Below are 20211 nucleotides of genomic sequence, written 5' to 3' on the forward strand. Positions count from 1 at the left end.
TCAGCTCCGGCGCACCTCGATCGCGCTCACGCCGCTGAAGCCGATCCACGCGCGGTCGCCCGCCTCGACGAGGGTCGCGAGCACGTGGTCGCACGAGTCGCAGCGCACGACCGTGCCAGCATCGCTGCGGTAGACCATCGCGCGTGCGAGCTCTGAGACGTTGCCGCACCCGTTGCAGCGCGCGTTGGTGGTCGTGATGTCGAACGCGAAGAAGTCGGCGAGCGGGCCCGCGAGGGAGTTGCCGTCGAAGTGCTGCATCAGGTGCCTCCGAATCGCTCGGTGCGGATCGACTGCGCATCGTGTCCGAGCTCGATGAGCCACGATGCGACCTGCTCGACGAACCCGGTCGAGCCGCACACGTAGACCAGTGGCCGGTCGGCGGCGGGGATCACGGCCGCGGCGAGCGCCTCGCGCATGATGCGCCCCGGCGGGGTCGGCCAGCCGTCGGGCGTGCGCCGCGTGTAGACCAGGTCGAGCCGGAACGCGTCGGATGCCGCGGCGAGCGCCATGAGCTCGTCGGCGAAGTACACGTCGTCGGGTGTGCGCACCGAGTAGAGCATGCGAAACGGCGTGAGGTCGTCGGCGGCGGCATGGGCCTGGGCCATCGCGAAGAGCGGCACGACCCCGGACCCGCCCGCGACGAGCTGCACGGGCCGCACTCGACCTGCCGGGCTGAGCGATCGCCGCCCGTCGGGCTCCCACACGAAGAACGCACCGAGCGGGCCGTGCACCTCGAGCAGGTCGCCCGTGCGCACCTCGTCGACGAGGAACGGCGACACCTCGCCGTCGGGCAGCTTGTCGACGGCGAGCACGACCCGGCTGCTCGGCCCCGACGACGCGATCGAGTACGAGCGGGTCGCCGTGTATCCGTCGGGCGCCGTCAGCCGCACGTCGAGGTGCTGGCCCGCCGCGTTGCCGGGCCACCCGTCGACGTCGAGCTCGAGGCGCGACGCGGTCGGGGTCTCCCGGTGCACGGCGACGACGGTGGCCGTGTGCCATCCGGCTCGCGGCACGGTTCGCACCGGGGCGGCGGGCGTCGCCGCCTCCGAGGCATCCGTCGCGAGGCTCGACGCGTCGCTCACCAGTAGCGCTCTTCCTTCCACGGGTCGCCGTGGAGGTGGTAGCCGTTCTGCTCCCAGAACCCGGGTTCGTCCTGGTCCATCATCACGAGGCCGCGCACCCACTTCGCGCTCTTCCAGAAGTAGAGATGCGGCACGAGCAGTCGCGCCGGGCCGCCGTGCTCGGGGTCGAGCGGTTCACCGTCGAACTCGAATGCCACCCACGCCTTGCCGTCGAGCAGCTCATCGAGCGGCACGTTCGTCGTGTAGCCGCCGTAGCTGTGCGCCATGACGTACTCCTGCTCGGTCTCGACCTCTTCGAAGAGCGTGTCGAGTGAGACTCCACGCCAGCTGGTGCCGAGCTTGGACCAGTGCGTGACGCAGTGGATGTCGGTGTCGACGTCGTCGATCTTGAGCGCCATGAACTCGTCCCAGTTCCAGCGGTGCACCCCCGTCTCGGTGCGGATCGTGAACTCCCACTCGGCGGTGTCGATCTCGGGCGTCGGCCCCGCCGACAGCACCGGAAAGTCGTGCACGAGCGTCTGGCCCGGCGGAAGCCGATCGTCTCGCTCGCGGCTGCGCCCGCTGAACCCTCTGGTGATGAACGACATGGCTTCCCTCCCGTTGGGATCGAGACTAGTGTCGCGGGCCCGCGCTGTCACCGGGCTGGCCGCCTACGAGCGCGGCGTGTCCAGCCGAACCGAGGTGGGTGCGACCTCGCCGAGCTCATCCCAAGCGTCGACGTCGAAGGTGAACTCCGCGACGGCACCGGTGGGCAGGTCGCGGATCTCCCCCGCGAACCGGTGCGCGAGCGACTCGGTCTCGGGATTGTGGCCGACCACGATCGCGCACGAGTCGTCGTCGGCGAGCTCGCGGATGACCGCCAGGACCTCGTCGACGGATGCCCCGTAGAGCCGCTCGTCGGCGGTGATGCGAGCCTGGTCGAAGCCGAGCGCGTCGGCGATGAGCGCTGCCGTCGAGCGAGCACGCACCGCCGTGCTCGTGAGCAGCACGTCGGGAGCGACCCCGCGTTCGGCGAGACGCCGGCCCATGTCGGGGGCATCTCGCCGTCCACGGTGATTGAGCGGGCGCTCGTGATCGGAGACACCGGTCTGTTCCCAGCTCGACTTGGCGTGGCGCACGAGCAGCAGGGTCTTCATCCCACGAGTCTGTCACCGTTGCGGCGAGCGCGCGTCCGGCTCCGGTTTCAGCGGGCCGCGATCCCCGCTGCGAACTCGAGCACGCAGAGCGCGGCGAGCCGTACCGTGCGTTCGTCGGCGGCATCCGTCGTCGCATCGATCTCGACGAGGTCGGCGCTGCGCACCCGGCGATCGGATGCCGCGGCCCGCACGAGCGCCCGCAGCTCCCACGCCGCGAGGCCGCCGGGCACCGACGCGGGGCATGCCGGCGCTACCGAGCGGTCGCACGCGTCGACGTCGGCGTCGAGATGCACGGGTCCGCCGCCGGCGCCGGCGATCTCGAGTGCCTCGGCCATGACCTCGGCGGGCCGCCGGCCGTGCAGCTCGTCGCGGTGGATGACGGTGATGCCGAGCTCGGCGGCCCGGCGCGCGTACGCCGCGGAGTTGGCGAAGTCGGCGATGCCGATCTGCACGATGCGGTGCCCGTCGAGGCCCGCCTCCACGAGGCGGCGCACGGGCGATCCGTTCGAGACGCCGTCGCGCAGGTCGTAGTGCGCGTCGATCGTCACGAGGCCGGCGCGGCCGAGGTCGTCGCCCCAGGCGCCGAGCGCCGTCGCGACGGTGACCGAGTTGTCACCGCCGAGCGCGACGAGCGCCGACGAACGATCGAGCGCGGTCGCGACCGCGGCGATCGTGCGCGCCTCACCCTCGGGTCCGTCGGGTTCGTCGATGTCACCGGCGTCCGCGAATCGCAGCTCGCCGAGGTCGCGCGGCGCTTGCCCCGCCTGCGAGCGGTCGGGCATGAGGGCGGGGCTGTAGCGCTGCAGCGCCGCCCGGATCGCCGCGGGCGTCGCGTGCGCGTTCGTGGGCGAGAGCGAGGTGCGCCACGCGGGAACGCCGAGGATCGTGAGATCGACGGATGCACCGGGCTCGAGCTCCGCGAGCGCGGGCCAGGCACCGGCGCGGGGCCACAGGGGGTCGTGCGAGAGCGTCGCCATGCCATGACGCTAGCAATGCCGGATGCCGCCGGCCGAGGCATCCGGAACCGATCGCGTCTGCGATCCCGGACGCTCAGGCCGCAGCGTGCCAGGGCCGAGGGTCGGTGCGGACCAGCCCGTAGAGCTCGACGTCGTGATTGCGTCCGGCGTTGAAGAACGCGCCGCGCACGAGCCCCTCGTAGATGAACCCGCATTTCTCGGCGACGCGCTTGCTCGCGAGGTTGCCTGGGACGATGACGAGCTGGATGCGGTGCTTCTTCTTCGTGTCGAAGAGGTAGTCGACGAGCAGTTGCACCGCCTCGGTCGTATAGCCGCGACCCGCGTGCGCGTCGTCGTACAGCTGGTACGACAGCTCGAACGCATCCCAGTAGCCGACCGGCGGGAAGAACTCGATGTGGCCGACCATCTGCCCGTCGCGGTTGCGGATCAGGAGAGTGCCCTCGTCGCGCTCCCAGAACCCGGTCTGCGCGAATTGCGACTTCATCGCGGACTCCGAGAGCACGCCGAGCGGGAAGTACGCACCGCGCGTGCGAATGGCGGTGTGCGCCTCGTAGAAGGCAGGCAGATCCGCCTCGCGCACCGGCGTGAGCTCGACGCGTTCGCCGGTCAGCACGGGATCGCTCCCGGATGCCGCCACTGGCCCATGCCCCGCATGGTACTCCGACCGGATGGCGGCGGGACGAGTGATCTCAGGCGGCGAGCGGCGTCAGGCGCGGAGGGCCGCCAGCAGCTCTCGCTCGCGCTCGGCGCTGAGCCCCGCCCCGCGCTCGCGGTCGAGGCCCTGTTCGCGTTCCCACTCGAGCAGCTCGGTCAACAGCTGGTCGAGGGGTCGGAGCTGCAGGCCGGCCGCCTTGGCCGCCTCGTTCGACCGGTCGAGGAACGCGTTCCACTCGGGGTCGATGATCCAGAGCGGCAGCGACTCTGGTCCCGACCACTCGGCGACGCCCTGCTCGGCGAGCCACTCGGGCGATGCCGCGACAACCTCGCCCTGGTGCCCGCCGATCATCCGAGAGCGCTCGAGCCACTCGCCGAACGTCGTGCGATCGCCCACGGCGTTGAACGCGCCGGTCAGCCGTCGCTCGATCGAGTCGAGGGCGAACCGCACGAGGTCGTCGACGTGGATGGCCTGCACCGCCGCGTCGAGGATGTCGGGCGCGAGCATCGGCTCGTCGTCGCGAGCCGCACGCGCCACCCAGTAGCCGCTGCGGCCCGACGCATCGCCGGGGCCGGCGATGAGCCCCGGGCGAATCACGAGCAGGCGGTCGCCGAGCGCTTCGCGGTAGGCCCGCTCGATCGCCGACTTCGCCTCGCCGTAGGTCTCGGGCGTGGACTCATCGGACTCGAGCGGCGGCATGAGCTCGGCCGACTCGTCGGCGCCGGGCTCGTTCTGGGCTGCGTAGACGTTGCCCGAGGAGATGAACGTCCAGTGCACGGCGCTGTCGGCGAGCGCCGCGGCGGCCCCGCGTGCGAAGCCCGGCTGGCGGGTCACGTCGATGACGGCGTCCCACTGCGACTCGGCGACGAGGTCGTAGGCGCCGGGCTGCGACCGGTCGCCGGCGACGAACGCCGAGCCGTCGGCGACCGCGCCGGCCTCGCCGCGCGCGAGCGAGGTGACGCGGTGGCCGCGCCGGATCGCCTCCTTCGCGAGTTCGCGCCCGAGCCACTGCGTTCCGCCGAGTATGAGGATGTCCATTCCGTCATCACAGCATGAGCGGATGCCGCGCGCTCGGATGTTCTCGCTCCGCGAACCCGTGGCGACCGACGCACTCGGGAACATCTTCGCCGTTCGCGTCGTTGCAGAGGGTGTACGGAGTACCCCCTGGGGGTATAAGCTCGCATCCAGCGGCAACGACGGAGGAAGATCGATGAGTATGACTCGCGACGACGAACAGCACGAGCATCACCACGGCCACGCCGGTCACGACATGGGCGGGCATGGCGGTCACGACATGGGCGGGCACGCCGACCACGCCGGTCATGAAGCGGGCGCACACGTGAACCACGCCGGTCATGAAGCGGGCGCACACGTGAGTCACGCCGGTCACGACATGGCGAATCACGGCTCTCACGACATGAACGCCCACGCCGGGCACAACGCACACGGCGGACACTCCGGCCACGGCGGCCACGGCGACCACGTCGGCCAGTTCCGCCGCCTCTTCTGGATCATGCTCGTGTTCGCGGTGCCGACGATCGCGTTCAGCCCGATGTTCGCGGCGATCCTCGGCTACCAGCTGCCCGACAACGCGCTCGTCCCGTGGATCTCCCCCGTGCTCGGCACGGTCATGTTCTTCTGGGGCGGCCGCCCGTTCCTCACGGGTGCGTGGTCGGAGCTCAAGGCACGCCAGCCGGGCATGATGCTCCTCATCGGCCTCGCGATCACGGTCGCGTACTTCGCGTCGCTCGGCGCGAGCCTCGGCCTCCTCAGCCACGAGCTCGACTTCTGGTGGGAGCTCGCCCTCCTGATCGTGATCATGCTCCTCGGCCACTGGATCGAGATGCGTTCGATCATGCAGGCGTCATCGGCGCTCGATGCGCTCGCCGCCCTGCTCCCCGACGAGGCAGAGCGGGTGACGGATGCCGCAGACGGGACATCCGTCGTCGAAATCGTCTCGCCCGCCGACCTGACACTCGGCGACATCGTGATCGTGCGCCCGGGTGGCCGGGTGCCCGCCGACGGCGTGGTGATCGACGGCACCGCCGCGGTCGACGAGTCGATGATCACGGGCGAGTCCATCGCGGTCGGCCGCGGCCCGGGCGACCACGTCGTGGCCGGCACGGTCGCGACCGACACGGCGATCCGCGTGCGCATCGACGCCGTCGGCGACGACACGGCACTCGCGGGAATCCAGCGCCTCGTCGCGAAGGCGCAGGCCTCGAGCTCGCACGCCCAGCGCCTCGCCGACCGCGCCGCCGGCTGGCTGTTCTGGTTCGCGCTCGGCGCGGCCGTCATCACGGCCATCGCCTGGACGCTCCTCGGCAACCCCGACGACGCCGTGATCCGCACGATCACCGTGCTCGTCATCGCCTGCCCGCACGCCCTCGGCCTGGCGATCCCGCTCGTCGTCTCGATCGCGACCGAGCGCGCGGCCCGCGGCGGCGTGCTCGTGACCGACCGCCTCGCCCTCGAGACCATGCGCACCGTGCAGGCGGTGCTCTTCGACAAGACCGGCACCCTCACCAAGGGCGAGCCCGCCGTCGTGGAGGTCGCCGCCGCACCGGGCTTCACGATCGACGAGGTGTTCGCTCAGGCCGGCGCCGCCGAGACCGATTCGGAGCACCCGCTCGCGAAGGCGATCGTCGCCGAGGCGCACCGGCGCGTCGACCACGTGCACCCCGCGTCCGACTTCACCGCATCGCCCGCGCTCGGCGTGCGTGCCATCGCGCACGGCCGCGTGGTCGAGGTCGGCGGCCCCGCGCTGCTCGCGCGGGACGGGATCGAGCCGCTCCCGGCATCCGTCGCCTGGAGCGAGGCCGGCCAGACCGTGCTGCACGTGCTCGTCGACGGCACCGTCATCGGTGCCCTCGCGCTCGCCGACGAGGTGCGGCCCGAGTCGAAGGAGGCCGTCGACTCGCTGCACGCGCTCGGCGTGCAGGTCGTGATGATCACCGGCGACGCCGAGCCCGTGGCCCGCACGGTCGCAGCGAAGCTCGGCATCGACCGGGTGTACGCCGGCGTGCGTCCCGGAGACAAGGCTGCCAAAGTGCAGGAGCTGCAGTCCGAGGGCCTCTCGGTCGCGATGGTCGGCGACGGCGTGAACGACGCCCCTGCGCTCGCCCAGGCCGACGTCGGCATCGCGATCGGCGCGGGCACGGATGTCGCGATCGCCTCGGCCGGCGTCATCCTCGCCTCGTCCGACCCCCGCTCGGTGATCTCGGTGATCGAGCTGTCGCGGGCGGGCTACCGCAAGATGCAGCAGAACCTGTGGTGGGCCGCCGGCTACAACCTCATCTCGGTGCCGCTCGCCGCGGGCGTGCTCGCCCCCATCGGCTTCGTGATGCCGATGTCGGTCGGCGCGATCCTGATGTCGCTCTCGACGGTCATCGTCGCCGCGAACGCGCAGCTGCTGCGCCGGCTCGACCTGCGCCCCGAGGCGTCGACGCGAGCGGTGCTCGGGCGTGCGCCCGAGGCCGCGACGCGTGTGGAGCTGGAGCCGGCACGCTGAGCCCACGCGGATGCCTCGGCCCGCCGATCGCGGAGGCCGGGGCATCCGCGATGCGCCATCGCAGGAGAATGGTCGCCCGACCGCTGCCAGGAGGCACGCACAGCCCATTCTCCTGAGCTGCACGGGAGGACCCCGCAGCGCACCCGCGCTCGTGGCCGTCGACCTCGAATCCCGCACTCGTCGCATGCGCACCCACGGGCCGAACCTCGCAGCCGGCGAACGCGAGGGCCAGGGCAGTGTCGAGCGTCAGCGCGCGTCGGGCGTCAGCTCGCGAGCGCGCCGCAGCATCGACCGGAACGCCGCCTCGTCGAGCGCGGTGAGCGACGTGAAGGTGATCGCGGCCGAGCCGACCTTGACGGTGCCGAGCTCGGCTGCTCGCCGCTTCACGAGGTACTCGCCGTCTTCGGCGGCGTTCACGTAGACGCTCAGGTGCTGCTGCTGGTCGGCGAGGCCGACGAGGAACCACTCGATGGATGCCCCACGCGACCGCGGCTGCGTGATGCCGCCGTACCCGACGATGCGCTGCTCGGTGCCGCCCCACATCGGGCCGTGCCACAACACGCGCTCGAGGCCGGCGAGCTCCTCGGCGATGATGCGGTCGAGCGTGCGCAGGTCGTCGCCGCGCGGTCCCTCGACGCCCGCGAGGAACTCGTCGACGTCGGTGTCGGTGCGTTCCATGGGTGCCTCCCGGGTTCGGTCCCTCGCCTGCCGCGAACCTAACAGCCGGCGCGGGCGGCGCTCAACGGGGGCATGACGCACGTCCGCCGGGGCGGCCAACACAGGAGAATCGCGGTCATGACCCGCATATGGGCCTCTGACCGCGATTCTCCTGCAAAGCGCGAGTCGGGGTGCTGCGCCGCGATTCAGCCGGCGAGCAGCTCCCGCATCTGCGCGATCTCGGCGGTCTGCGACGCGATGATCGCCTCCGACATCGCGAGCGCACCCTCGTGGGCGCCGTCGTCGAGGTGTTCCTCGGCCATCGCGATCGCACCCTCGTGATGTCCGATCATCTGCTCGAGGAACAGGGTCGACGCGGATGCCGCATCCGCGGCCTCGAGCTCGGCGATCTCGTCTTCGCTCAGGATGCCCTCCATCCCATGCGCCTCGCCGGGCGCCTCGCGCGGGGCATCCCATTCCTCGAGCCAGGCTTCGAGCTGCTGGATCTCGGGGCCCTGGGCCGCCTCGATCTGCTCGGCGAGCGCGGCCACCTCGGGGTCGAGCCCCGCTTTCGCGAGCACGATGCCGCTCATCTCGAGCGCCTGCTCGTGGTGTGGGAGCATCATCTGCGCGAACATGACGTCGGCCTCATTCGCCCCAGCGGTGCTCGCCGCCGAATCGCTCTCGGCCGAGCTCGTGTCGTGCGCGTCGTGCGAACCGCCGGGCGGGTTCGCGGCGCAGCCGGCGAGCGCGAGCACGCCGACGACGAGGCCGAGGCCGACACCCGCGAGCGCGCCGCGACGGCCGCGCCGCGGGCGACGGTCATGCCGCGGATTCATCGCACCACCACCCGGTATCCGGCCTCCGCGACGGCGTCGGCGATCGTCTCGTCGGCGAGCGGGGCCGCACTGCGCACCGTCACGGTAGAGACGCCGCCCGCGACGAGCGCGACGTCGACGGCGTCGACACCCGCGAGGGTCGAGAGCTCTTCGGACACGTGCCGTACGCAGTTGCCACAGGTCATGCCCGCGACGCCAAAGCTGGCCACGGCGGCTTCGGAGGTGTCGACGGCGAGCGCGGAGGCATCCGTCGCCGTACTCGAGGTGTCGACCGCGCAGCACGCGCAGCCGTCGTTCGCGACCGCGAGCTCGAAGCGTCCGTCGGGCGTGAGAGTCATGTCGGAGTCCTTTCGTCGATGCTTCTTCACTATACCCCCCTAGGGTATCCCTCAGGCAAATCGCGACCGCATGGCAGCATGGAGAAAGAAATTCCGCGACCGATGTCGATCCGGCCGACGCCCGTTCGACGCCAGAGTGAGGCGGGCACTTCGGCCCCCTCCCCGCAAAGGAGAGAACGACCATGAAGTACATGCTGATCATGCGGTCCAACGACGCGGCCGTCGAGGCATACGAGGAGCTCGACTTCAACGAGGTCATCGCGGCGATGGGCGCCTACAACGAGTCGCTCGTGAAGGCCGGCGTGCTGCTCGGCGGCGAGGGCCTCACCGACGCGGAGGAGGGCTTCGTCGTCGACTTCGACTCGACCCCGCCGGTCGTCACCGACGGCCCCTACGGCGAGACCAAGGAACTCTTCAACGGCTTCTGGATCATCCAGGCCTCAAGTGCCGAAGAGGCCGCCGAATGGGCCAAGCGCTGCCCCCTCGGTCCGGGCTCGAAGCTCGAGGTGCGCCGGATCAACGAGCTCGAGGACTTCCCGCAGGCCAACGAGTGGATCCAGAAGGAGGCCGGCTGGCGCGAAGAGGCCGCGGGTCGCCTCGCCAGCCCGGCCGAGTGACCGCGACATGACCGAGACGGATGCCCCGGGCACGGTGCGGCCGGCGACGGACGCCGCCGACCGTGCCCGGCGTGCCGTCGCCGCCGTCTGGCGCATCGAATCGGCGCGCATCGTCGCGACGCTCACGCGCTTCGTCGGCGACGTCGGGCAGGCCGAAGACCTCGCGCAGGAGGCGCTCGTCGAGGCGCTGCGGCAGTGGCCGGACGAGGGCGTGCCCGACAACCCGGGCGCGTGGCTGACCGCGGTCGCCAAGCGCCGCGCCATCGACGGCTGGCGTCGGCGCGAGCGGCTCGACGAGCGGTACGCCGCAATGGCCCACGATCTCGAGCGCGACGGGGCCGCGGCATCCGACACCTTCTACGACCCCGACACGATCGACGACGACATCCTGCGGCTGATCTTCGTCTCGTGCCACCCCGTGCTCTCGCGCGAGGCGCAGATCGCGCTGACGCTCCGTATCGTCGGCGGCCTCTCGAGCGACGAGATCGCCCGGGCGTTCCTCGTGCCGACCGCGACGATCCAGCAGCGCATCGTGCGCGCCAAGAAGACGCTCTCGGCGGCGAAGGTGCCGTTCGAGGTTCCCGAGCCGAACGAGTACGCCGAGCGGCTCGGTTCGGTGCTGAGCGTGCTCTACCTGATCTTCAACGAGGGCTACCTTCCCGCGACCGGCGAAGCCTGGGTGCGACCGGATGTCTCGGCCGAGGCCCTCCGCCTCGCCCGCATGGTCGCGGGGCTGATGCCGCGCGAGCCCGAGGCGCAGTCGCTCGTCGCGCTCATGGAGTTCACCGCCTCTCGCTTCGCCGCGCGCACGACGCGCGACGGCACCCCGATCCCCCTCGATGAGCAGGACCGCTCCCGCTGGGACCGCTCGGCGATCGCCCGCGGCCGCGAGGCCCTCGCTCGCGGCGACCAGGTCGGTCGCGGACGTGCCGCGTACGGCCTGCAGGCGGCGATCGCCGAGTGCCATGCGGTCGCGGCATCCGTCGACGACACCGACTGGGCGCGCATCGTGCTGCTCTACGAGGCGCTCGGGCGGCTCGCGCCTTCGCCGGTCGTCGAGCTGAACCGGGCCGTGGCCGTCGCAATGTCGACCGGGCCGGCGTCGGCCCTGCGCATCGTCGACGACCTCGTGGCGGGCGGGCGGCTCGCCGGATATGCGCCGCTCCCCGCCGTGCGGGGCGAGCTCTTGCGGCGGCTTGGCCGCAACGGCGAGGCGCGCGGCGAGCTCGAGACCGCCGCCCGGCTCACGGGCAACGAGCGCGAGCGCGCCGCGCTGCGCGCGAAGATCGCGGCACTTCCGCGCTAGTCGCGCCTCGCTCCCGCGCTCACGGCGACGTGCGCCGACGGGTCGCGATGCCTGCGCCCTGTCGATCCGGCGCTGGTGGCCCTTCGCGAACGAGTCGAGGGCCATCCGCGCCGGTTCGGTGCCGCGCTGCCCCGCTTGACCCCATCCCGGTCGCGAGTGGGCGATGTTGGCGGCAAACATCGGTGGGGTCAGCCGAATTCGCCCACTCGCGCAAGATGGGCACCGGGAGTCGAATGTGCGGCGGCGGCGGCGCTCAACTCGCGGGCTCGGTGCGTCCGCGCTCGGCGGCCTCGGGCTCGGTATCTGCACCAGCCGCCGCCCTCGCCGCACGCTTGGCCGCACGCCGCTCGCGCCCGCCCTCGACGAGGTCGTACAGCACGGGCAGCACCACGAGCGTGAGCGCCGTCGACGAGACGAGCCCGCCGATCACGACGAGTGCGAGCGGCTGCGAGATGAAGCCGCCGTGCCCGGTGAGGCCGATGGCCATGGGGAGCAGCGCGAAGATCGTCGCGAGCGCGGTCATCAGGATCGGGCGGAGTCGTCGCGAGGCACCGTGCACGAGGGCCTCGCGCACGGTCATGCCGCGGTTGCGGTACTGGTTCACGAGGTCGACGAGCACGATCGCGTTCGTGACCACGATGCCCACGAGCATCAGCACGCCGACGAGCGAGGCGACGCCGAGCGGGATGCCGGTGATCACCTGCAGCGCGATGGCGCCGGTCGCGGCGAACGGCACCGACACGAGCAGCAGCAACGGCTGCAGGAGCGAGCGGAACGTCGCCACCATCACGATGTACACGATGAGGATCGCCGCGAGCAGCGCGAGGCCCAGCTGCGAGAACGACTCGCTCTGGTCGGCCGTGACACCGCCGAGGGAGGCCGTCGTGCCCGCGGGAAGCTCCACCGAGTCGACCGCGCCCTGCACCGCGGCGCTCGCCGTGCCGAGGTCGTCGCTCGCGGGCGTCGCCGACACCGTCGCGCTGCGCAGGCCCTGGACGGTGGTCACGGATGCCGGTCCGTCGACGTTCTCGACGGTGGCGAGCGTGTCGAGGCGCACGAGCCCGCCCGGCGTCGGCACCTGCAGCGCCGAGAGCTCCTCGACCGTGGTGGGCGGGTTCTCGGTCGCGAGGTAGATCGTGAGGGTCTTCTCGTCGATCACAACCGAGCCGGCGCTCTGCGGCTGCATCGCGGCCGAGACGTACCCGCCGAGGGCGACCTCGGAGTAGCCGGCGGCCGCGGCATCCGTTCGCGCGACCTCGACGGCGACGTACGGGCGCGACTCAGAGAGGTTCGACGAGACCTGTGCGAGCGAGTCGATGCCGTCGAGCTCCTCGATGACGGCGTCGGTGGCAGCCTGCAGGTCTTCGGCGTTCGACGCCGTGATGTCGACCTCGATGTCGCTCGAGGCGCCGAATCCGCTCGACGCCGTGAGGGTGACCTCGCCGACGTCGTCGAGCTCGGCGATCGACTCCCGCGCCGACGCCTGGAGCGCATCCTGGTCGGCGTCCTCGTCGGTCGTGACCGAGTAGGTGATCGACGAGGCGCCGCCGCCGAACGCCGCGGACAGGCCGCGCCCTCCGCCGATCGAGGTCTGCACGGTCTCCACGCCGTCGGTGCCGCGGATGGCCTGCTCGACCGACTGCGACGCCTCGTCGAGCGCCTCGAGGCTCGTGCCGACCGGCAGCACCTGCGTCACCTGGAAGGTGTTCTGGCCCGACGATCCGAGGAAGTTCGTCTTCATGAACGGAACGAGCGCCACCGTGCCGGCGAGCACGAGCACCGCGAGCAGAATAGTGACCACGCCGTGCTTCAGAGTCCACCCGATGATGGGCAGGTAGCCCCGCTGCAGGCGTGAGGGGTGCTCGAGCTCGTCGACGGATGCCGCGGCCTTCGTCACCGGCGTCGTAACCGTCGCGACCGGTGCGGCGGTCGTCGTGGCCGGTGCGGCGGCCGACACGGCGGGCGCAGGTCGCACCCGCGGCGTGAGCCCCGTGTTGCCGTCGGCATCGCGCAGCTCGGGCGCGAGCCACACGTCGTCGACGAACGCCGCGGCGGCGATCTCCGACTCGTCCTCGTGCTTGTGCAGCTTCGCGGGCTTGAGGAACCAGTAGGCGAGCACCGGCACGATCGTGAGCGAGACGAGCAGCGACGCGAGGAGCGCGATCGTCACGGTCAGCGAGAACGGCCGGAACAGCTCACCTGTGACGCCCTCGACGAGTGCGAGCGGCAGGAACACCGCAACCGTCGTGACCGTCGACGCGGTGATGGCGCCGGCGACCTCGCGCACGGCGTGCACGATCGTCGTGGCCTTGTCGACGCCCTCGACGAGGTGCCGCTTGATGTTCTCGATCACGACGATGGAATCGTCGACGACCCGCCCGATCGCGATCGTGAGCGCGCCGAGCGTGAGGATGTTCAGCGTGTAGTCGGCCGCCTGCAGGCCGATGAAGGTGATCAGCACCGACGTCGGGATCGAGATCGCCGTGACGATGGTCGCCCGCACCGAGAGCAGGAACACGAGGATCACGATCACCGCGAAGAGCAGCCCGAGCAGGCCCTCGGTCGCGAGCGACTCGATCGACTGCTCGATGTAGGGCGCCTGGTCGAACACCACCGTGAACGTCGCACCGGGGTTGGTGGTGTCGAGCGAGGACTCGAGGTCGGGCAGCAGCGCCGTGACCGCGTTCGACACGTCGACGGTGTTCGCGGCCGGCAGTTTCGTGACCGACATCGTGAGCGCGGGTTCGCCGTTCACGCGCGAGATGCTCGACGCGGGGTTGTCGGTGAGCTCAACGGATGCCACGTCGGCGATCGTCACCGCGACGGGCACCGCCGGTGCGGCCGCCGCCGGCAGCTCGAGTGCCTGGTCGGCATCGCCGCCGGGCGTGGTGCCGGGCAGCTCGGTCTCCGCGTCGGGATCACCGGTCGGGGCATCCGTCACCGGCTGCTGCTCGGTGCCGCCGAGCATGGGAAGCCCGGCCACGTCGTCGACGCTGCCGAGGCGAGCGCCCGTCTGCACGGCGAAGGTGCTGTCGCCCTCGGTGATGGTGCCTGCGGGCACGAGGAGGCCGTTCTGCGCCAGCGCGTCCCGGATCGCCTGCTGGGTGAGGCCGAACGCGGCGAGCTTCGCGGGGTCCGGGGTGATGGTGACGCGCTGGCCGACCTCGCCGATGAGCGTCGCCTCACGCACGCCGTCGACGTCGGAGATCTCGCTGAGCGTCGTGCGCTCGATCTCGTCGGAGAGGGCGCTGATGTCGTCGACGCCCGTGACGGCGACCTGCAGCACCGGGAAGTCGTCGAGGCTCAGCGCGAGCACCTGCGGGTCGACGTCGTCGGGCAGCTGGCCCGAGATGCGGTTCACGGCCGAGAGCAGCTTCTGCTCGGCGAACGCGAGATCCGTGCCGTACGTGAAGCTCGCCGCGACCCGCGACAGGCCCGTCGAGCTCGTCGTCGACGTGGTCTCGAGGCCGGTGATGCCCTGGATCGCCGTCTCGATGGGGGTCGAGACATCCGTGTTCACGATGTCGGGCGAAGCCCCCGGATAGCTCGTCACGATCGAGAGCTGCGGGAACTCGATCGACGGAGCGAGCTCCTGCTTCAGGCTCGTGAGCGAGATCCCACCGAAGATCGCGACGACCACGGTGATGAGGGCGATGAGCGCGCGGTTCTTCATGCTGAGCGCGGCAAGCGTGTGCATTGCTCGATTCTCGCAGGGGCATGGGCCGCGAATATGCCGTCCTGCTGGGAATGCATCGGCGGAATACTGGACTCCGGAGGCCGTCGAGAGTACCGTCAGTGCATACCCGGGGGTTTTGCCATGAGGTCTGCGACGGAAGCGCGACAGGTGCCGTGGCTCCGTTATGCCCTCATCGCCACCGCCCTCTCGGTCATGTGGCTTGCGATCTCGCTCTTCTCGAGCGCCCCGAGCGCCTCGGCCGAAGAAGGTGATTCCGGCGGCCTCCTCGGCAGCGCCGGCTCACTGCTCGGCGGCGTGACCGAGGTCACGGTCACCGTCGGCGACACCGTCGACACCGTCGTCGACGCCGTGGTCGCCCCGGTCGACCAGGTCGTCGAACCCGCCGTCGAGGTGGCCCCCGAGCCCGTCGCGGCGGTGGTTCCCGAGGTCACCGACACGGTCACGGAAGCCGCGAACACGGCCATCTCCGGCACGAGCACCGCGGTCGACACCGTCGTCGACACGGTCTCGGGCACCGTCTCCGGCACCGTCTCCGGCATCGCCGGCGGCGACAGCGTCGGAGCGGTCACCGCACCGGTCGCCGGCCTGGTCGATGGCGACAGCGTCGGAGCGGTCACCGCACCGGTCGCCGGCCTGGTCGACGGCGTCGTCGGGTCGCTTCCGATCGTCGGCGACGTGCTCGGATCCGACACCGTCGGCGGCGTGCTCACCCCGGTTGCCGGAGTCGTCGACACGACGCTCGGCACGGTCGTCGGCTCGGCCGGCGAACTGCCGACCGACGGCACGGGCGTCATCCCTCAACTTCCCGGAATCCCGGGCGCCGTGCTGTCCGCTGATCCCGGTGATGCTCCACCCGCCGCTGCCGCTGCCGTCCTCGTTGAGAGCTCGTTCGCCGAGAGCTCCGCCGGCGCGAGCCTCGCGGGCTCTGCCACCGCGGCGGCGCTCTCCGGCACCGTCGCGCCCGCGGGCACCGTCGCGCCCGCCGACGGCGGAGCTCCGCCCGGCGACAGCGCACCCGCGCTCGGCGTGCCGGCCGGCGGAACCGCCGGCTCAGGCGCGGGCGCATCCGGCGGCGCTGGGGCATCCGGCGCCTCTGAAGCGGCCTACGCCGCCCTCGAACTCGACGCACTCGCGTCACTCGTGCTGAACTCGGTCGACGATGAGCTGCCGTCGTCACCGGTCTACGCCACTGATTCAACCCCTGACTGACTGGGGCCGTTCCGCCTGCGATTACGCGGAGAACGGTTGCTCCCTCCATGGGAGCGGAAACACCGACCAGTCAGGAGAAGGATCATGAAGAGATTGGCAATGAGGGCGCTGTACGCGACCCTCTTCGCCGGGGGGCTCACGCTCCTCGGAGCCGGTGTCGCACACGCCTCGGACACGAGCGGCGACGACGGCATTCTGTCGGGAACCCAAGCAGGCATCTCGATCGAACTCCCGGTGACACCCAGCGGCAACGCGGTCTCCGTCATCGGGGATTCGTCATCGTCGGATGCCACCACCGAAGTCTCGAGCGGCGACGACGCCGAGCCGGTCGCCGTCACCTCGGGTGACGACGGCGTCGGCTCCGGCACGCAGGCACTCGTCGACGTGGCGGTTCCGGTGACGGTCAGCGGCAACGCCGTCTCCGTCATCGGCGACTCGTCGAGCGAAGACGCCACCACGGTCGTCGCCCCGGCTGACAGCTCAGCCGACGCGGGCACTGCCGAGACCAGCGGGGACGACTCGCTCCTCGGCGGCACCCAGGGGCTCGTCAACGTGACCGCCCCGGTCACGCTGGGCGGAAACGCGATCTCGGTCATCGGCGACTCGTCGAGCGAGAACGCGACGACCGTCGTCAAGTCGGGCGACTCGGGCGGCGCTGACAGCGCGTCGACCTCGGGCGACGACAGCATCCTGGGCGGCACGCAGCTGCTCGGGAACGTCAACGCGCCGATCACGCTCGGCGGCAACGCGATCTCGATCATCGGCGACAGCGTCAGCAGCGACGCCACCACCGTGGTCGAGTCGGGCAACGGATCGGGCGGGGGTTCCTCGGCCGAGACGAGCGGCGAGCACTCCATCCTCGGCGGCACGCAAGCGGTCATCGTCGGGAACCTCCCGGTCACGGTGGGCGGCAACGCCGTCTCCGGGATCGGTGACTCGTCGACCGACGGCGCCATGACCGGAGTGGTCACAGGCGGCTCGGGTGGCAGTGAAGCGACCACCTCCGGCGAGGACTCGATCCTCGGCGGCACGCAAGTGCTGCCGTCGCTCGGCCTTCCGCTGACGGTCGGGGGCAATGCGATCTCGGGCATCGGTGACAGCACGTCGACCGATGCAGTGAGGGTCGTTCGACCAGGAACCCGGGGGCGGTTCGGCGACGACGGGCGGTGACAGCTCGCTGCTTGGAGGAACACAGCTGGTGCCGGTACTGTCGCTGCCCATCACGATCGGCGGCAACGCCATCTCGATGATCGGAGACAGCAAGACCCACGGGCCGACGACGATCGTCAATCCGCTGGGCGGCCCGAAGGATCCCGACGACCCGAAGGATCCCGACGACCCGAAGGATCCCGACGACCCGACGAACCCCGACGACCCGACGAACCCGACGAATCCGACGAATCCGACGAACCCGACGAACCCGACGACCCCGACGACGCCCACCACTCCGAGTGGCGGCGGATCATCGGCCGGTTCGGGCGAGGACACCACCACCGCGGAGTCGTCCACGCTCGCGGCCACCGGTGTCGACACCTCCGGCCTCGCCCTCGCAGTGCTCGCACTGCTGGCTGGCCTGATGCTCGTCGGCTTCCGCCGGTTCGCGATGCGCCGGTAAGCAACCGGGGCGCACCCGACGCCGCCCTTCCGGCGTCGGGTCGCACGTCCCGCGGCGGGGTTCGCCCTGTCCAGGCAGAGCGACTCTGCCCCACAAGCTCCGTGTCGCAGACCCATGCGGCACGGCAGGCCGGGGTCCCCACAGCCCGGCCGGTAGGGGCGGCGGATGAGCGCAGTCATCCGCCGCCCCGTTTCCCGATGCCCCGGCGCCGCGTGCGCCGGGGTTCACCCGTCTGCGCGAGGCCTCGACACCCGAACGAGGCGGTTCAGACGAACGGGTCGCCCGGATCTGCGCAGATCCGGGCGACCCGACGATTCGCGCGTCAGACGACGGCGGCGAGCAGGCCCTGGTCGGCCACGGGGGCACCGGAGAGCGACCGCCACGCACGCGCGAGCGCCTGCACCGCGGCATCCGTCGTCTCGGCGGGGTAGCAGATCGGCAGGCGCAGGAACCGCTCGAACGCCCCGTCGATGCCGAAGCGCGGGCCCGCGGCGATGATGAGCCCGTGCGATCGGGCCGCGAGCGCGAGCTGGGAGCTCACGGGGGCGCCGAGCCCGATCCACGTGACGATGCCGCCGTCGACGTGCGGCACGTGCCAGCCGGGGAACGCCTCGGCGAGGAGGATCTCGAGCCGGTCGCGACCGGCGCGCAGCTGTTCGCGACGGAGGTCGAGGATGTCGTCCATGCGCTCGAGCAGCCGGGTGACGAGCAGTTGCTCGATGATCGGCGTGCCCAGGTCGCCCGGTGATCTCACCGCCAGCAGGCGACGGATCAGCGGCCGATCGGCCCGGATCCACCCGACGCGCACGCCGCCCCAGACGGTCTTGCCGACCGAGCCGACCATGATCGCCGGTCCATAGGCGGCCATCGGGAGCAGCGATGCCCCACGGTCGATGTCGAGCTCACCGGTCGTCTCGTCGGCGATCACGACGGTGCCCTGGCGCGCGGCCGCATCGAGCATCCGCTCCCGCGCGTCGACCGTGAGGGAGCGCCCCGTGGGGTTCTGGAAGTCGGGCATGAGGTAGGCGGCGACCGGGTTGGAGTGCTGGATGGCGCGGGTCATCGCCGCCGTCTCGTCGCCGTCGCCGGGGAGGCCGGCGTCACGATCGGGGCCGCTGCCGTCGTGCGGCACGACCGCGACCGGCACGAGCCGCGCGCCGGCCGTGCGGAGCGCCTCATACGCGTGCGGGTAGGTGGGTGCCTCGATGATCGCCCGGTCGCCGCGACCGACGAGCGCCCGGGAGAGCAGGGCGATCGCGTGCTGCGCCCCGATCGTCACCATGATCTGCTCGGCCGAGGTGGGCAGGCCCCGGACGGTGTAGCGGTCGGCGATCGCGGCGCGCAGGGCGGGGGTGCCGATCGGGTCGAATCCCGGGTCGCCGAGCTGGGCGGGCAGGTCGTCGATCGCCTGGCGCGCGACCTCGGGAAGCCACGGCAGGGCAGGAGGCGCGGCCTTGGAGAAGTCGATGTGATCGGTTCCGGGCGGCGCGGGCAGCGTCGAGGGAGCGCCGGGCAGTCGCGTCACGCTGCCGGAGCCGCGCAGGCTCTGCACGAGGCCGTGCTCGCGGAGGTGCCCGTAGGCGGCCGTCACCGTGGTGCGGCTGAGGCGCAGCCGTTCGGCGAGGTCGCGTTCGGCGGGCAGCCGGGTGTCGACCGGGATGCGCCCGTCGAGGATGAGGAGCCGCACGCGCTCGGCCAGCGCCTGGTAGGCGCTTCCCTTGCCGCGCCACTCGCCGAGTAACGTCTCGAGTGCACGGGCGCTCAGGGTCGACTCTGCCATGCGAGCCACTTTAGGTGAATTGGCTCTTTGCTGGAAGGCCAATCGTGGCATTGGATTGCAGCATGCGCCGCTCCACCCTGTTCCGATCCGCCGATCCCGCCCCCGTGCTCGTCCGTCGATTCGTGCAACTGTTCGTCGGCCTGTTCCTCTACGGCATCGGCATCGCGCTCATCGTGCGCGGCGAACTGGGCGTCGGCCCGTGGGACGTGCTGACGCAGGGCATCGCGAAGCACACCGGCCTCGGCTTCGGCCTCATCACCGTGATCATGAGCGGCGTGGTGCTGCTCCTCTGGATCCCGATCCGCCAGCGACTCGGCTTTGGCACCGTCATGAACGCGCTGCTCGTCGGCCCCTCCGCCGACGTCGGCCTCTGGCTCATCCCCTCGGGGCTCGATCTCTGGGTGCGCATCATCCTGCTCGCCTCGGGCATCGTGGTGCTCGCCGCCGCCACCGGCCTGTACATCGGCGCCCACTTCGGACCCGGCCCGCGCGACGGGCTCATGACGGGGCTGCACCGGGTCACCGGCTGGAAGATCTGGATCGTGCGCACCGGCATCGAGCTCGTGGTGCTCGCCGCAGGCTGGCTGCTCGGCGGCGACGTCGGCATCGGAACCGTCGCGTTCGCGCTCCTGATCGGCCCGCTGTGCGGGTACACGATCCCGCTCTTCGCGATCAAGCGCGGGCGAGGCCAAGGCGACGGGCGAGGGCGAGCGGATGCCGCGACGACCGCATCCGCCGACGAGTCCGGCGTCGCGGCATCCGTCGGCGCCCCCTGATCACCGAGACGGCAGT

General features: G+C 71.4%; 20 protein-coding genes. 7 read left to right on the forward strand and 13 right to left on the reverse strand.

Going from position 1 to position 20211, the window contains the following annotated elements:
- From QFZ26_RS06280 to QFZ26_RS06315, 8 genes are all read right to left on the reverse strand, one after another.
- Positions 1-258 carry a DUF6510 family protein gene (locus tag QFZ26_RS06280; protein WP_307040301.1) on the reverse strand — a complete coding sequence of 86 codons (258 nt, stop codon included), beginning with the start codon at positions 256-258 and terminating at the stop codon, positions 1-3.
- A complete protein-coding gene (locus tag QFZ26_RS06285; protein ID WP_307040303.1) occupies positions 258-1082 on the reverse strand; it encodes an FAD-binding oxidoreductase in 825 nt (274 codons plus the stop codon). Before QFZ26_RS06285 ends, QFZ26_RS06280 begins: the two co-directional genes overlap by 1 nt.
- Complete coding sequence (locus QFZ26_RS06290) at positions 1079-1669, reverse strand: sulfite oxidase-like oxidoreductase (protein ID WP_307040305.1); 591 nt, start codon at positions 1667-1669, stop codon at positions 1079-1081. The genes QFZ26_RS06285 and QFZ26_RS06290 overlap by 4 nt, the downstream gene beginning before the upstream one ends.
- A 63-nt stretch (positions 1670-1732) precedes the next feature.
- Positions 1733-2218 carry a SixA phosphatase family protein gene (locus QFZ26_RS06295; RefSeq protein ID WP_307040307.1) on the reverse strand — a complete coding sequence of 162 codons (486 nt, stop codon included), beginning with the start codon at positions 2216-2218 and terminating at the stop codon, positions 1733-1735.
- A 47-nt stretch (positions 2219-2265) separates the two neighbouring features.
- Positions 2266-3195: an arginase family protein gene (locus tag QFZ26_RS06300; protein WP_307040309.1), complete on the reverse strand. Its 930-nt coding sequence runs from the start codon at positions 3193-3195 to the stop codon at positions 2266-2268.
- Between the two features lie 73 nt (positions 3196-3268).
- Complete coding sequence (locus QFZ26_RS06305; RefSeq protein ID WP_307040311.1) at positions 3269-3832, reverse strand: GNAT family N-acetyltransferase; 564 nt, start codon at positions 3830-3832, stop codon at positions 3269-3271.
- Between the two features lie 69 nt (positions 3833-3901).
- Positions 3902-4888: an NAD-dependent epimerase/dehydratase family protein gene (locus QFZ26_RS06310; RefSeq protein ID WP_307040313.1), complete on the reverse strand. Its 987-nt coding sequence runs from the start codon at positions 4886-4888 to the stop codon at positions 3902-3904.
- A 7-nt stretch (positions 4889-4895) separates the two neighbouring features.
- Positions 4896-5255, reverse strand: a complete 360-nt coding sequence (locus QFZ26_RS06315) for a hypothetical protein (protein WP_307045162.1) — start codon at positions 5253-5255, stop codon at positions 4896-4898.
- A 12-nt stretch (positions 5256-5267) separates the two neighbouring features.
- Between QFZ26_RS06315 and QFZ26_RS06320 the strand changes: the two genes are divergently transcribed.
- Positions 5268-7361, forward strand: a complete 2094-nt coding sequence (locus QFZ26_RS06320; RefSeq protein WP_373460688.1) for a copper-translocating P-type ATPase — start codon at positions 5268-5270, stop codon at positions 7359-7361.
- 246 nt (positions 7362-7607) lie between these two features.
- Here the strand turns inward: QFZ26_RS06320 and QFZ26_RS06325 are convergent, their stop codons facing one another.
- From QFZ26_RS06325 to QFZ26_RS06335, 3 genes are all read right to left on the reverse strand, one after another.
- Positions 7608-8039, reverse strand: a complete 432-nt coding sequence (locus QFZ26_RS06325; protein WP_307040314.1) for a DUF1801 domain-containing protein — start codon at positions 8037-8039, stop codon at positions 7608-7610.
- A 185-nt stretch (positions 8040-8224) separates the two neighbouring features.
- Positions 8225-8857 carry a DUF305 domain-containing protein gene (locus tag QFZ26_RS06330; RefSeq protein ID WP_307040316.1) on the reverse strand — a complete coding sequence of 211 codons (633 nt, stop codon included), beginning with the start codon at positions 8855-8857 and terminating at the stop codon, positions 8225-8227.
- Complete coding sequence (locus QFZ26_RS06335; protein WP_307040318.1) at positions 8854-9195, reverse strand: heavy-metal-associated domain-containing protein; 342 nt, start codon at positions 9193-9195, stop codon at positions 8854-8856. The genes QFZ26_RS06330 and QFZ26_RS06335 overlap by 4 nt, the downstream gene beginning before the upstream one ends.
- Before the next feature lie 182 nt (positions 9196-9377).
- Here QFZ26_RS06335 and QFZ26_RS06340 point away from each other — a divergent pair, with 182 nt between their 5' ends.
- On the forward strand, positions 9378-9812 hold the full coding sequence (locus QFZ26_RS06340; protein WP_307040320.1) for a YciI family protein: 435 nt from the start codon (positions 9378-9380) through the stop codon (positions 9810-9812).
- 7 nt (positions 9813-9819) lie between these two features.
- Complete coding sequence (locus QFZ26_RS06345) at positions 9820-11118, forward strand: RNA polymerase sigma factor (RefSeq protein ID WP_307040322.1); 1299 nt, start codon at positions 9820-9822, stop codon at positions 11116-11118.
- Between the two features lie 253 nt (positions 11119-11371).
- Here QFZ26_RS06345 and QFZ26_RS06350 read toward each other — a convergent pair whose 3' ends face one another.
- Positions 11372-14815 carry an efflux RND transporter permease subunit gene (locus QFZ26_RS06350; RefSeq protein WP_307040324.1) on the reverse strand — a complete coding sequence of 1148 codons (3444 nt, stop codon included), beginning with the start codon at positions 14813-14815 and terminating at the stop codon, positions 11372-11374.
- 120 nt (positions 14816-14935) lie between these two features.
- Here QFZ26_RS06350 and QFZ26_RS06355 point away from each other — a divergent pair, with 120 nt between their 5' ends.
- From QFZ26_RS06355 to QFZ26_RS06365, 3 genes are all read left to right on the forward strand, one after another.
- Positions 14936-16024, forward strand: a complete 1089-nt coding sequence (locus tag QFZ26_RS06355; protein WP_307040326.1) for a hypothetical protein — start codon at positions 14936-14938, stop codon at positions 16022-16024.
- Positions 16025-16108: 84 nt separating this feature from the next.
- Complete coding sequence (locus tag QFZ26_RS06360) at positions 16109-17194, forward strand: chaplin family protein (RefSeq protein WP_307040328.1); 1086 nt, start codon at positions 16109-16111, stop codon at positions 17192-17194.
- Between the two features lie 28 nt (positions 17195-17222).
- Positions 17223-17639, forward strand: coding sequence for a hypothetical protein (locus tag QFZ26_RS06365; protein ID WP_307040330.1), 417 nt, complete (start codon positions 17223-17225; stop codon positions 17637-17639).
- Between the two features lie 322 nt (positions 17640-17961).
- Here the strand turns inward: QFZ26_RS06365 and yczR are convergent, their stop codons facing one another.
- The gene (yczR, locus tag QFZ26_RS06370) at positions 17962-19419 is read right to left on the reverse strand and encodes a MocR-like transcription factor YczR (protein WP_307040332.1); all 1458 of its coding nucleotides are present in this window, start codon (positions 19417-19419) and stop codon (positions 17962-17964) included.
- 62 nt (positions 19420-19481) lie between these two features.
- On the opposite strand from yczR, the gene yczE reads away from it, so the two are divergent.
- Positions 19482-20195 carry a membrane protein YczE gene (gene yczE, locus QFZ26_RS06375; protein ID WP_307040334.1) on the forward strand — a complete coding sequence of 238 codons (714 nt, stop codon included), beginning with the start codon at positions 19482-19484 and terminating at the stop codon, positions 20193-20195.
- Positions 20196-20211: the final 16 nt, after the last annotated feature.

Origin of the sequence: Agromyces ramosus (assembly GCF_030817175.1) — a bacterium.
In the GTDB taxonomy this organism is placed as follows: Bacteria; Actinomycetota; Actinomycetes; order Actinomycetales; family Microbacteriaceae; genus Agromyces; species Agromyces ramosus_A.

Bases quoted from the DNA above. Each gene is read 5' to 3' on its own strand.
- QFZ26_RS06280 (WP_307040301.1), bottom strand. From the start codon at position 258: ATGCAGCACTTCGACGGCAACTCCCTCGCGGGCCCGCTCGCCGACTTC.
- QFZ26_RS06290 (WP_307040305.1), bottom strand. From the start codon at position 1,669: ATGTCGTTCATCACCAGAGGGTTCAGCGGGCGCAGCCGCGAGCGAGAC.
- QFZ26_RS06295 (WP_307040307.1), bottom strand. From the start codon at position 2,218: ATGAAGACCCTGCTGCTCGTGCGCCACGCCAAGTCGAGCTGGGAACAG.
- QFZ26_RS06300 (WP_307040309.1), bottom strand. From the start codon at position 3,195: ATGGCGACGCTCTCGCACGACCCCCTGTGGCCCCGCGCCGGTGCCTGG.
- QFZ26_RS06310 (WP_307040313.1), bottom strand. From the start codon at position 4,888: ATGGACATCCTCATACTCGGCGGAACGCAGTGGCTCGGGCGCGAACTC.
- QFZ26_RS06320 (WP_373460688.1), top strand. From the start codon at position 5,268: ATGAACGCCCACGCCGGGCACAACGCACACGGCGGACACTCCGGCCAC.
- QFZ26_RS06325 (WP_307040314.1), bottom strand. From the start codon at position 8,039: ATGGAACGCACCGACACCGACGTCGACGAGTTCCTCGCGGGCGTCGAG.
- QFZ26_RS06330 (WP_307040316.1), bottom strand. From the start codon at position 8,857: ATGAATCCGCGGCATGACCGTCGCCCGCGGCGCGGCCGTCGCGGCGCG.
- QFZ26_RS06335 (WP_307040318.1), bottom strand. From the start codon at position 9,195: ATGACTCTCACGCCCGACGGACGCTTCGAGCTCGCGGTCGCGAACGAC.
- QFZ26_RS06340 (WP_307040320.1), top strand. From the start codon at position 9,378: ATGAAGTACATGCTGATCATGCGGTCCAACGACGCGGCCGTCGAGGCA.
- QFZ26_RS06345 (WP_307040322.1), top strand. From the start codon at position 9,820: ATGACCGAGACGGATGCCCCGGGCACGGTGCGGCCGGCGACGGACGCC.
- QFZ26_RS06350 (WP_307040324.1), bottom strand. From the start codon at position 14,815: ATGCACACGCTTGCCGCGCTCAGCATGAAGAACCGCGCGCTCATCGCC.
- QFZ26_RS06355 (WP_307040326.1), top strand. From the start codon at position 14,936: ATGAGGTCTGCGACGGAAGCGCGACAGGTGCCGTGGCTCCGTTATGCC.
- QFZ26_RS06360 (WP_307040328.1), top strand. From the start codon at position 16,109: ATGAAGAGATTGGCAATGAGGGCGCTGTACGCGACCCTCTTCGCCGGG.
- yczR (WP_307040332.1), bottom strand. From the start codon at position 19,419: ATGGCAGAGTCGACCCTGAGCGCCCGTGCACTCGAGACGTTACTCGGC.
- yczE (WP_307040334.1), top strand. From the start codon at position 19,482: ATGCGCCGCTCCACCCTGTTCCGATCCGCCGATCCCGCCCCCGTGCTC.